Consider the following 11,266-nt stretch of genomic DNA (forward strand, 5'->3'; position numbering starts at 1 on the left):
CCCTGCTCAAGCGCGAGGTCCTGCCCGACCACGTCGCCGACGCCGTCTACGCCCTCACCGCCGGGGACCTGTCCCGCACCACCGGCCTGCACATCCCCGTCGACTCCGGCGTCGCCGCCGCCTTCCTGCGATGACGACGGGCGAGCGAGCATCGCAGCGAGCGCCGGCGAGCGAGGAGCGGAACGAGCCCGGGGTCGAGCGACGGGCACTGCGATGAGCACCGAGCTGACCCTCGCGGCCGTCGACCTGGGGGCCTCGAACGGCCGGGTGATGACCGCGCGGGTCGGCCCGGACCGGCTGGAGCTGGCCGAGGCACACCGGTTCCCCAACCGGCCGGTGCGCCTCGGCGGCACCCTGCACTGGGACGTGCTCGGCATCTACGCCGGCATCCTCGACGGGCTGCGGGCCGCGGGGCGCGGGGCCGGCCGGGTCGACCGCGGGCACCTCGACGGCGTGGGCATCGACAGCTGGGCGGTCGACCACGGCCTGCTCGACGCCGACGGCGCGCTGCTGGGCAACCCGGTGCACTACCGGGACGCCCGGCACGCGACCGCGGTGGCGGCGGTGCACGCCGCCGTCCCACCCGAGGAGCTGTACCGCGTGACCGGGGTGCAGCACCTGCCGTTCAACACCGTCTTCCAGCTCGCGGCGGCCCGGGGCACCGCGCAGCTGGCAGCGGCGCGGACGGCGCTGCTGATCCCGGACCTGCTGGCGTACTGGCTCACCGGCGCGGTCGGCGCGGAGGTCACCAACGCCTCGACCACCGGGCTGCTCGACGCGACCACCCGCGAGTGGGCCTGGGAGGTCGTCGACCGGCTGGGGCTCGACCGCGGGCTGTTGCCGCCGTTGCGGCAGCCGGGGGAGCGGCTGGGGGAGCTGACCGCGGAGGTGCTGGCCGAGACCGGGCTGGCCGGGCCGGTGCCGGTCACCGCGGTCGGGTCGCACGACACGGCGTCGGCGGTGGTCGGCGTCCCGGCGTCGTCCGACCGGTTCGCCTACGTCTCCTGCGGCACCTGGTCGCTGGTCGGGGTGGAGCTGGAGAAGCCGGTGCTCACCGAGGCGAGCCGGGCCGCCGGGTTCACCAACGAACTCGGCGTGGACGGCACCGTCCGCTACCTGCACAACGTGATGGGGCTGTGGCTGCTGCAGGAGTCGCAGCGGGCCTGGGCGGCCGCCGGGCTGCCTGCGGACCTCCCCGACCTCCTGGCCGCCGCCGCGCAGGTGCCGGCCTTCACGGCCGTCGTGGACGCCGACGACCCGCGGTTCCTGCCGCCCGGCGACATGCCCGCTCGGATCGCCGCGGTCTGCGCCGAGACCAGGCAGACGCCGCCGCAGAGCCAGGCCGAGACCGCGCGGTGCATCCTCGACAGCCTCGCGCTGGCCTACCGCCGGGCGATCCGGCGGGCCGCGGAGCTCTCCGGCCGCGAGGTCGAGGTCGTGCACCTGGTGGGCGGGGGCGCGCGCAACGCCCTCCTCTGCCAGCTCACCGCCGACGCGTGCGGGCTGCCGGTCGTGGCCGGGCCGGTCGAGGCCGCGGCGCTGGGCAACGCCCTGGTGCAGGCCCGCGCGGCCGGGGTGCTCGACGGCGGGCTGCCCGAGCTGCGCGCGCTGCTGCGGGCCACGCAGGAGGTGCAGACCTACGCACCGTCCGGGTCGCCGGCCGCCTGGGACGCCGCCGCGGCCCGGCTCCCGCACCCCTGAGCCGGGAGGACCGCCGGAGCTCCGTCGGTCTGCTGGACGAGTGGCCCACGAGTGGCCGAGCCTGCGGACGGCGGGCCACGATGGTCGGCCGGACCGAGGGAGGGCGACGGTGTCGGAACGGTCAGGGATCGTCGAGGACGACCCGTTCGGTGGTCGCCGGCCGACCAGCCACGAGCGGAGAACCGGACTGCCGTGGGACGCGTCGTACCTCGGCGGCCCCGCGCCCTGGGACGTCGGCCGGCCGCAGCCGGCGGTGGTGCGCCTGGCGGCCGGGGGCGGGTTCACCGGGCCGGTCCTCGATGTCGGCTGCGGTACCGGCGACAACGCGCTGCACGTCGCCTCGCGAGGGCTGCCGGTCCTGGGCGTCGACGTCGCGTCGACCGCCGTGGCGATGGCGCGGGCCAAGGCGGACGAGCGGGGGACCGCGGTCGAGTTCGCCGTGGCCGACGCGTTCCGGCTCGAGCGTCTGGGGCGCACGTTCCGGACGGTGCTGGACTCCGGGCTGTTCCACACCTTCGACGCCGGTGAGCGACCCGGGTACGTGGCGAGCCTGGCGTCGGTGACCGAGCCCAGCGGGACCCTCTACGTGCTGTGCTTCGGCGACGCCGGTCCCGACACCGGCCCGCACCCCGTCCGTCAGGACGACCTGCGCGCGGCGTTCGGCCCCGAGACCGGTTGGGACGTCGTCGCCATCGAGCCGGACCGGGTCCTGACGCGGTACCACGACGACGGCGCGCCGGCCTGGTTCGCGACGATCCGACGGACGGAGGTGCGCCCTTGTCGCCGACAGGACCAGGTCGCAGCTGTCCGGGCTCGTCCGGTGATCACACGCGCCGAGCTCGACGCCGCCGTCCGCATCGTGCGGCCGCACGTGCCGGTGACCCCGGCGTACCGCTGGCCGCTGCTGGAGGAGGTCACCGGGACGCCGACCTGGGTCAAGCACGAGAACGCCGCCCCGACCGGTGCCTTCAAGGTGCGCGGCGGCCTGGTCCACGCGGCGCGGCTGGCCGATGCGGGACGCCCGGTGCGCGGCCTGGTCTCGGCCACGCGGGGCAACCACGGCCAGTCGCTGGCCTACGCCGGACGCGCGCACGGCATCCCGGTGACGATCGTCGTGCCCGAGGGCAACAGCCCGGACAAGAACGCCGCGATGGAGGGGTTCGGCGCCGAGCTGGTCGTGCACGGGCGCGACTTCCAGGAGGCACGCGAGCACGCCGTCCGGCTGGCGGAGGAGCGCGGACTGCGGATGGTGCCGTCGTTCCACCGGGACCTGGTCGCCGGCGTCGCGACCTACGCCGCCGAACTGCACGAGCAGGCGCCCGACCTCGACGTGGTCTACGTGCCGGTCGGCCAGGGCTCCGGGCTGTGCGCGAACATCGCCGTCCGGGACCTGCTCGGCCGCCGCACCGAGGTGGTCGCCGTCGGAGCGGAGGGCGCCCCGGCACACGCCCTGTCGTTCGCGGCCGGGCACCCGGTCACGACGCCCGAGGCCGACACCTTCGTCGACGGCGTCGCCACCCGGGTGCCCGACGAGGACGCCGTCGCGGTGATGGTCCGCGGAGCGGCCCGGTTCGTGCAGGTCAGCGACCAGGCGACCGAGCAGGCGATGCGGGTCCTGTGGCAGACCACGCACCAGATGCCCGAGCCGGCCGGCGCGATCGCGCTCGCGGGGCTGCTGGCGGACACCGCCCGCCCCGACGGCGCGGTGGCGGCGGTCGTCATGACCGGCGGCAACTGCGACCGCGACCTGGTGCTGCGCGTCCTCGCCTGACCCCGGGAATGCCCCCGGTCCTGGCCGTTCGCAGGTGGGTGGCAGAGCCGACGCTGGAGGAGGTCGGCCGACCGTGACGTCCGAGGAGAGGACAGCGATGGGCGAGGAGAGCAGCACCCACGTCCCCGTCACCTACGAGCGCTGCGAGCACGTCCAGGGGCCCTTCTACCACGGGACGAGGTCCGCGTTGGAGGCCGGCGATGAGCTCGTTCCCGGCCACGGTTCCACCTTCCAAGAGGGCCGGGTGTCCAACCACGTCTACTTCACCGCGCTCGTGGACACCGCTGCCTGGGGAGCGGAGCTGGCGACGGCGCTGGCCGGGGATGGGGATCGGGGACACGTCTACGTCGTGGAGCCCCTGGGTCCCTTCGAGGACGACCCGAACGTGACCGACAAGAGGTTCCCCGGCAACCCCACCCGGTCCTACCGCACCCGGCATCCGCTGCGCGTCGTGGGCGAGGTGGACGGCTGGGAGGGGCATGACCCGGAGGTGGTGCAGGGCATGCTGGACAGCCTGGCGCGGCTGCGGGAGCAGGGGCGCGACGTCATCGAGGACTAGGCGGGGTCCTCGCTCCCGCGGCAGACGACCTCCCGCGGCAGACGACGTCGTGTGTGCAGGCCTGGTTCCACGCGGGCGAACCCGGCCGCAGCGCCCGTCGTCCCGGTGTGCCGTCCTGAGAGGCGTCCGTGACGTGGGGTGCGGACATGCGGGGGTGGGCCGTTCGTCCCTGCTGCCACCCGACGGCGCAGCGCCAGGGTGGACGGGTCCTGGAAGCCCAGCCCCCGGTGCGTCGCTGGTCTGGCCCGGTGTGCGACTTCCCCCGCTCCCCAGTTCCGAGGGCCCGCCATGACCGCAGTCGCAGAACAGACCGGCAGTGCGATCCGTCCCTTCCGCGCGGCGGTCCCGGAGGAGGCGGTCGCCGACCTGCGCCGCCGCCTCGCCGCGACGCGCTGGCCCTCCCGGGAGCTGGTCGCCGATCGCGAGCAGGGCGTGCAGCTGGCGGCGGTGCAGGCGCTGTGCCGCTACTGGGCCGACGACTACGACATGCGCCGGATCGAGGCGCGGCTGAACGCGCTGCCGCAGTACACGACGTCCATCGACGGGGTGGACGTGCACTTCCTCCACGTGCGGTCCCCGCACCCGGATGCGCTCCCGCTGGTCATGACACACGGCTGGCCGGGCTCGGTCGTCGAGCTGCTCGACTGCGTCGGCCCGCTCACGGACCCGCCCGCGCACGGCGGAGCGGCCGAGGACGCCTTCGACCTGGTGCTGCCCTCCCTGCCCGGCTACGGCTTCTCCGCCGAGCCGACCGAGACCGGCTGGGACGTCGGCCGCGTCGCGCGGGCGTGGGCGGAGCTGATGCGCCGCCTCGGCTACGCGCGCTACGTCGCCCAGGGCGGTGACGTCGGCGCCGGCGTCACCGACGCGATGGGCCGTCAGGCGCCCGAGGGGCTGATCGGCATCCACACCAACCTGCTCGTGACGGTGCTGGGCGGCCCCCAGCCGACCGACACCGAGCAGGAACGCGCGGCGGCCGCCGCGATCGAGAGGTTCCGCACGAGCGGCTTCGGCTACTTCCTCGAGATGGCCACCCGGCCGCAGACGATCGGCTACGCCCTGCTCGACTCACCCGCCGCGCTGGCGGCGTGGATGCTCGACCACGACACCGACGCCTACTACAAGATCTCCCGGGCCTTCGTCGACGGGCGGCCCGCGGGCAACCTCACCCGGGACTCCGTCCTGGACAACATCACGCTGTACTGGCTCACCGGTACCGGTGCCTCGGCGGCGCGGTCCTACTGGGACAGCTACGGGGTCGCCGCCCAGGCCGCCGCGGCGGGCCAGGCCCCCCCGGAGGTCACGGTCCCGGTCGGGTTCACCACGTTCCCCGGTGAGATCTGGCGGACGCCGCGCAGCTGGGCCGAGAGGGCCTACCCGACCCTCAGCTACTTCAACGAGGTCGACCGGGGCGGCCACTTCGCCGCCTGGGAGGAGCCCGAGCTGTTCGCCACCGAGGTCCGGGCGGCGTTCCGCCCGTTGCGCGCGCCGCAGATCCCCGGGCCGCGCGGCTGACCACGAGCCCCGGCGGCGGCTGTGGGGGACCGGCCGCCGCCGGGGGAGGGCCGCGCCCGGCCGCGTCGCGGGCCGGGGTCAGGCGCGCCCCCCGGCGGCCGCGAGCCCGGCCTTGGTGAAGGCCAGCGCCCCGCGGGCGAGGGTGACGTTGTCGGTCCACAGGTTGCGCCAGATCGCCAGGTCGTTGGAGAGCGTCCGGTGCACCACCTCGGCGGAGAACGACTCGAAGGTCACTATGCCCTCGTAGCCGACCTCGGTGAGCGCGCCGAAGAACTCCGCCCAGGGGATGGTGCCGGTGCCCAGCGCGCCGCGGTGGGACTCCCCGACGTGCACGTAGCCCAGCCGGCCGGCCGCCGCGGCGGCCCGCACCGCCTCGCGGAACGAGTGCTCCTCGATGTTCATGTGGTAGGTGTCGAGGTGCGCCATGACGTTGGGCCGGTCCACCGCCGCGATGAAGTCCAGCGTCTCCTGGGTCGTGTTGATGACGTTGGTCTCGTAGCGGTTGCAGAACTCCAGCGCCAGCGTGATGCCGGAGGCGGCGGCCTTGTCGGCCAGCCAGGCGATCGCCTCCTGGGAGTTGGCCCGGCCGCGCTCGGTCGCCGGCCCGGCGTACTTGCCGAGCTTGGAGTACAGGACGCCGCACAGCACCGAGCCGCCGCTGTCGCGCAGCACCGACAGGGCCGTTGCCAGGCGCTCGCGCCCCCGGGCGACCACGTCGGGGTCCTCGCTGGACACGTCGGTGTCCGCGCTGAGCCCCAGCGACGCGCTCACCTGCAGGCCGTGCTCCTGCAGCAGCCGCGCGGTCAGGTCGGCGTCGAACCCGGTGGGGTCGATGGGGGCGATCTCGATCAGGTCGTAGCCGGCCTCGGCCGTGGAGGCGATCGCGTGCCGCGCCTCGTCGGGGGACCAGCCCCCGGTCCAGACCAGCGCGTGGACGCCGTGGGTGATCGCCATGGGACCTCTCCTCTCCTCCGATGATCAGTCGTCGAGCCGGCCGCGCCGGCGCAGTTCGTCGACCAGCCGCAGGTAGCCCTCCTCGAGCGGGCCGACCTGGGCGGGGTCGGGGTCGACCACCCCGGCGGTGCGCACCACCCGGTCGGCGCTCTCCGCCGGCGGGTTCGGTCAGCGCGGCGGTGGCCGGGTCGACGCCGAGGACCAGGTCGTCCCACGGTCACCGTCGCGGGGCGGTCAGCGGCAGCGGCACCTCGGCGAGGCCGGTGACGTCGGCGACCGCGAGGTCGGCCTCGGCCAGCTGCTCGGGCGTCGGCTCGTCGGGCGCCTCGCCGCGCAGCACCCACACGGTGTCCAGGCCCAGCGCGGCGGCGGGCCGGACGTCGTTGTCGAGCCGGTTGCCCACGTGCACCCCCTCCTCCGGCGCGCAGCCGGCCCGCTCCGGCCACCAGGCGAACAGCTCGGGGCTGGGCTCCTCGGAGCCGACGGTCGCCGACACCCCCCAGACGTCGACGACGGTGGCCTCCTGGTCGGCCAGCACGCCGACGGGGACCGGTCCGTGCAGGGTCCGCAGCAGCGGCAGGACGTCGGGGTGGAGGGTGCCCCGCGGGTGGACCCGGTGCCGGCGGGTCCGCTCGTGCAGGGCGCCGCGGAGCCCCGGGGCAGGGTCATGCCGGCGAGCCGCCGAGGCGGGCGCGGCGCTCGACGACGGCCTCCCGGGCGGAGAACTCCTCGACCTTCGCCGCGTCGAGGGGGACCACCCCGCCGACCGAGTACGCGGCCACCCGCACCCGCGCGCCCTTGACCACCATGCGGCCGTCGGGCAGCCGCTGGGAGGTGTTGCCCTCGGCGAGGGCGACGAGGTCCCGCGACCGCTCGCGCAGCGACCGGGTGAGCGCGACCTCCTCGCTCACCGGGCCGGGGTCCCAGACGGCGCTCACCCGGTCCGCCCGTACCTGCGGTTGGCGTAGCCGTTGAGCAGGGCCGCGAAGACCAGCACGATGCCGAGCGCGAACAGCTGGTACTGCGACCCGGCGTTGCCCGGCACGGCCAGCAGGATCCCGGCGTTGAGCCACACGATCAGCAGCGTGGCCAGGACGACGCCGGCCACCCGCCCGATCCCGCCGGTGATCGCCACCCCGCCGAGGACGGCGATCGTGATGGCCGGCAGCGCCATGCCGTTGCCCGCCACCCCGGCGTCGGGCCGCGCCGAGGCGAACTGGGCCACCGTCACGACCGCGACCAGCCCGGAGATGACCCCGGCCGTGAGGTAGGCGGTGAACCGGGTGCGCCGCACGTCGATGCCCGACCACTCCGCGGCCACGTCGTTGGTGCCGATGGCGTAGAGCCGCCGTCCGTACGTGCTGCGGTTGAGCAGCAGCCAGACGACCACCGTGGTGGGCAGCAGGAAGGTCAGGATGCCCAGCGGCACCTGCAGCGGGTCCTCGCCGCCGCCGATCGGGACCGACCGGGCGGCGGAGAAGAACTCCTGGATCGGCTGGGTGCTGATCGGCTGCTGGTCGTTGATGACGATCGCGATCGAGGAGAAGGCGTAGTAGGTCGCCAGGGTGGTGATCAGCGCCGGGTAGCCGATGTAGGCGATGAGAAACCCGTTGACCGCGCCGCACAGCCCGCCGAACGCGGCGGCGAGGACGATCGAGGCCCACAGCGGCCAGCCCCACTCCCCGTAGGCGAAGCCGAACACCATGCTGGTCAGCGACACGATGGCGCCCACCGACAGGTCGATCCCGCCCCGCCCGGAGGTGATGACCAGCAGCTCGGCCAGGCCGAGCATGACCAGCGGGACGGCGCTGATCAGCGTGGCCGACAGGTAGGACGCGTCGTAGGGCGCGGTCAGGTAGTTGCGCGCCGACAGCGTCAGGAACGTGACGACGACGGCCACCAGCAGCACCAGCAGCAGCACGATCCGCTGGGTGAGCAGGGCCCGCAGGACCAGCTCGGGCAGCGCCCGGGCCCGCGACTGCCGGGGACCGGCCTCGTCGTCGGACCGCGGCGCGGGCGCCGGGGCCTGGGGGGAGACCGCGGTGCTCATGTCGTCCTCCTCGCCCGCTGCCGGAGCAGGTCGGCCCCGACGGCGATCAGGATGAAGATGCCGATGAACAAGGCCGACAGCTGCGAGCGCCAGCCCAGCTGGGTCACCCCGGAGGTGACCGTCTGCACCAGCAGCGCCCCGAGGACGGTGCCGAGGACCGAGCCGCGGCCGCCCATGATCGAGGTGCCGCCGATGACCACCGCGGCGATCGCGGCCAGCTCCATCCCGGCGCCCACGTTCGGGGCCAGCGTGGACGTGCCGCGCGCGATGACGAAGCAGGCGGCCAGCCCGGTGAGCAGGCCGGTGAGGACGTAGGCCGACATCACCCGCCGCTGCACCTTCACCCCGGCCAGCCGGGCGGCGTCGGCGTCCCCGCCGATCGCGTACAGGTGCCGCCCGCCGGGCGTGTGCCGCAGGTAGTACCAGGCCGCTGCGGCGATCAGCAGCATGATCAGGAAGCTGTGCGGGACGCCGAGGGTGCGGCCGGCCTCGCCACGGCCGAAGAAGGCCAGCGTGCCGGGGATGTTGTCGACCGTGGTGCCGCCGAACAACTGCAGCCCGAGGAACTTGAACAGGTTCGCGGTGCCGAAGGTGATGATGATCGCGTGCACCCGCCCGTAGGCGATGAGCACGCCGTTGACCAGGCCGAGCACGCCGCCGAGGACCACCGACAGCAGGACCGCCACCGGCAGGGACGCGCCGGAGTCGACCATCGCCTTGGCCACCACGACGGCGCAGACCATGACGATGCCGGCCACCGAGACGTCGATCCCGCCGGTGATGATGATGACGGTCATCCCGATGCCGATGAGCGCGACCGGCGCCATGGCCACCAGCAGCGGCACGATGGAGCCGCTGGTCAGGAAGGCCGGGGTGGCGAGGGCCAGGGCCACCCAGAGAGCGGCGATGACCACGATCAGCACGATCTCCTGGCCGGTGACCGGGAACGGCAGGACCCGCCCGCGGGCCGTGGCGGCGTGCGCCTGCTGCCCGGCCGGGGCGCCGCCGCCGGAGGGCGTGAGGGTGGACGAGCTCATGCCGCCTCCTCCTGGTCGACCGCTCCCGCGGCGGCGGCCAGGACGTCGGCCTGGCTCGCCCCGGGGCCGAACTCGACCGTCGTGGTCCCGGCCCGGACGACCTGCAGCCGGTCGGAGATGCGGATGGCCTCGGGCAGGTCGGAGGTGACGATGAGGACGGCGGTCCCCTCGTCGGCCAGCGACCGGACGATCCGGTGGATCTCCTCCTTGGCGCCGACGTCCACGCCCTGCGTGGGCTCGGCCAGCACCAGCACCCTGGGCCGCTCCACCAGCTGGCGGGCGAGCACGACCTTCTGCGCGTTGCCGCCGGACATGGCCGAGACCGGCTGCCGCTCGTGCGGCGTCTTCACCGACAGCCGGGCGATGAAGTCCCGGGCGACCTGGCGCTCGCGCCGCCGGTCCATCCAGGTGCCGAGCTTGGACAGCAACGGCAGGTGGCCGGCGGAGATGTTGAAGGCGATCGACTGGAAGCTGAACAGCCCCTGCAGCTTCCGGTTGGCCGGCAGCAGCGCGATGCCCAGCTTCTTGGCCGCGCGGGGGGAGGAGGGTGCGATCGGTCGCCCGTCGAGCAGCATCCGGCCGCCGGTGGCCCGGCGCATGCCGTACACGGCCTCGGCGACCTCCGCGGCGCCCGAGCCGATCAGGCCGTAGAGGGTGACGATCTCGCCCGGGCGGACGGCGACGTCGACGTGCGCGTACTCGCCCTCGCAGGACAGGTCCTCCAGGACCAGCCGCGGCGGGGCGTCGGGGACGGTGTGCGCGGGCGGGGTGTCCTCGAGGATGCCGCCGACCATCAGCTCGACGACCCGCCGGACCGAGAGCTCCTCGATCGGCCAGGTGCCCAGGGTCTGCCCGTCGCGCATGACGGTGACCTCGTCGGCGATGACGAACAGCTCGTCGAGGCGGTGGGAGATGTAGATGATCGCGACCCCCGTGGAGGCCAGCCGGCGGACGACGCCGAAGAGCACCTCGATCTCGGCGTCGGTGAGGATCGCCGAGGGCTCGTCGAGGATGAGCACCTTCGCGTTGCCGACCAGCGCCTTGGCGATCGAGACCTGCTGCTGCTCGGCGATGGACAGCTCGCTGACCGGGACGGTCGCGTAGCGGGCGGGCAGGCCGATCAGCTCCAGCAGCTCCACCACGCGGGCGTTCTGCGCCGTCCAGTCCACCCGGCCCCGGCGGGTGATCTCCCGGCCGGTGAAGACGTTCTCGGCGACGGTCAGGTCGGGGAACAGCTGCGGTTCCTGGTAGACGGTCGCGATGCCCAGGGCGATGGCGTCCGCGGTGCTCGAGATCGTCACCGGCTCCCCCTCGAAGGTGATCCGGCCAGTGTCGGCGGTCGCCGCCCCGGACAGGATCTTGATCAGGGTGGACTTCCCGGCGCCGTTCTCACCCACGAGGGCGTGCACCCGGCCGGCCCGCACGGTCATGTCCGCGTGGCGGATCGCGCGCACCGCCCCGTACCGCTTGGACACCCCGGTGACGGACAGCCGCTCGGCTCCCGCCCCGGCCGGCTCGGAGGGCGCCGGCTGCGCCGGCCCGGTCGTTCGGGTCTCGTTCATCGTCTCCTCGCTGCGGACGGGAGGCCGGGGAGGGGGGGGGGGGGGGCGCCCCGCCCCGGGGGTCGGGCCCTTCTTGTACTTACTCTGCGTTTTCGATTTTGTTTTCTACCGGCGGCG

10 protein-coding genes are annotated in these 11,266 nt (G+C 74.4%); 4 read left to right on the plus strand and 6 right to left on the minus strand.

Annotation, left to right across the window (positions count from 1 at the left end; all coding sequences use genetic code 11):
• Positions 1–213 precede the first annotated feature (213 nt).
• The 4 genes from ACI79C_RS24845 (at position 214) to ACI79C_RS24860 (ending at position 5,546) form a co-directional block, all read left to right on the plus strand.
• A complete protein-coding gene (locus ACI79C_RS24845; protein ID WP_456948377.1) occupies positions 214–1,701 on the plus strand; it encodes a rhamnulokinase in 1,488 nt (495 codons plus the stop codon).
• A gap of 109 nt (positions 1,702–1,810) precedes the next feature.
• Positions 1,811–3,472 (plus strand): threonine dehydratase, encoded by a 1,662-nt coding sequence (locus tag ACI79C_RS24850; protein ID WP_456948378.1) that lies wholly within the window; start codon positions 1,811–1,813, stop codon positions 3,470–3,472.
• A 97-nt stretch (positions 3,473–3,569) separates the two neighbouring features.
• Positions 3,570–4,031: an NAD(+)--rifampin ADP-ribosyltransferase gene (gene arr / locus ACI79C_RS24855; protein WP_456948379.1), complete on the plus strand. Its 462-nt coding sequence runs from the start codon at positions 3,570–3,572 to the stop codon at positions 4,029–4,031.
• Between the two features lie 288 nt (positions 4,032–4,319).
• Positions 4,320–5,546 carry an epoxide hydrolase family protein gene (locus ACI79C_RS24860; protein WP_456948380.1) on the plus strand — a complete coding sequence of 409 codons (1,227 nt, stop codon included), beginning with the start codon at positions 4,320–4,322 and terminating at the stop codon, positions 5,544–5,546.
• Positions 5,547–5,624: 78 nt separating this feature from the next.
• On the opposite strand, the gene ACI79C_RS24865 is transcribed toward ACI79C_RS24860, so the two are convergent.
• From ACI79C_RS24865 to ACI79C_RS24890, 6 genes are all read right to left on the minus strand, one after another.
• A complete protein-coding gene (locus ACI79C_RS24865; RefSeq protein ID WP_456948381.1) occupies positions 5,625–6,500 on the minus strand; it encodes a sugar phosphate isomerase/epimerase family protein in 876 nt (291 codons plus the stop codon).
• A 217-nt stretch (positions 6,501–6,717) separates the two neighbouring features.
• Positions 6,718–7,038, minus strand: coding sequence for an HAD family hydrolase (locus tag ACI79C_RS24870; RefSeq protein WP_456948382.1), 321 nt, complete (start codon positions 7,036–7,038; stop codon positions 6,718–6,720).
• A gap of 127 nt (positions 7,039–7,165) precedes the next feature.
• A complete protein-coding gene (locus tag ACI79C_RS24875) occupies positions 7,166–7,438 on the minus strand; it encodes a hypothetical protein (RefSeq protein WP_456948383.1) in 273 nt (90 codons plus the stop codon).
• A complete protein-coding gene (locus tag ACI79C_RS24880) occupies positions 7,435–8,550 on the minus strand; it encodes an ABC transporter permease (protein WP_456948384.1) in 1,116 nt (371 codons plus the stop codon). Before ACI79C_RS24880 ends, ACI79C_RS24875 begins: the two co-directional genes overlap by 4 nt.
• Complete coding sequence (locus ACI79C_RS24885; RefSeq protein WP_456948385.1) at positions 8,547–9,587, minus strand: ABC transporter permease; 1,041 nt, start codon at positions 9,585–9,587, stop codon at positions 8,547–8,549. The genes ACI79C_RS24880 and ACI79C_RS24885 overlap by 4 nt, the downstream gene beginning before the upstream one ends.
• Positions 9,584–11,149, minus strand: a complete 1,566-nt coding sequence (locus ACI79C_RS24890; RefSeq protein WP_456948386.1) for a sugar ABC transporter ATP-binding protein — start codon at positions 11,147–11,149, stop codon at positions 9,584–9,586. Before ACI79C_RS24890 ends, ACI79C_RS24885 begins: the two co-directional genes overlap by 4 nt.
• Between the last annotated feature and the right edge of the window lie 117 nt (positions 11,150–11,266).

This window comes from Geodermatophilus sp. SYSU D00697 (assembly GCF_054050175.1).